Source organism: Saccharothrix sp. ST-888, assembly GCF_000955975.1.
In the GTDB taxonomy this organism is placed as follows: domain Bacteria; phylum Actinomycetota; class Actinomycetes; order Streptomycetales; family Streptomycetaceae; genus Kitasatospora.
The window spans coordinates 1-262 of record NZ_JYJF01001088.1 but is presented as its reverse complement, the minus strand read 5'-3'; the positions used below and the strand labels follow the sequence as shown (position 1 = coordinate 262).

At 69.1% G+C, this 262-nt stretch carries 1 pseudogene; it reads right to left on the bottom strand.

What is annotated here, in order from left to right:
* A pseudogene (locus UK12_RS39250) lies at positions 1–262 on the bottom strand (beta-ketoacyl synthase N-terminal-like domain-containing protein); the annotation flags it as partial.

Here is a 262-nt window from a genome sequence, read left to right as displayed (position 1 = left end):
CCTCGCGCGGCGAGATCCCGAAGAACGCCGGGTCGAACAGGCCCGCGTCGTGCAGGAACCCGCCCTCACGGGCGTACGAGGTGCCCTGATGGTCCGGGTGCGGGTGGTAGAGGTTCTCGATATCCCAGCCACGGCCCGCCGGGAAACCGGAGATCGCATCCTAGGCCTGGGACACCAGTCGCCACAGGTCCTCGGGCGACTCCACGCCGCCCGGGTAGCGGCAGCTCATACCGACGATCGCGATCGGGTCGTCATCCAGTGC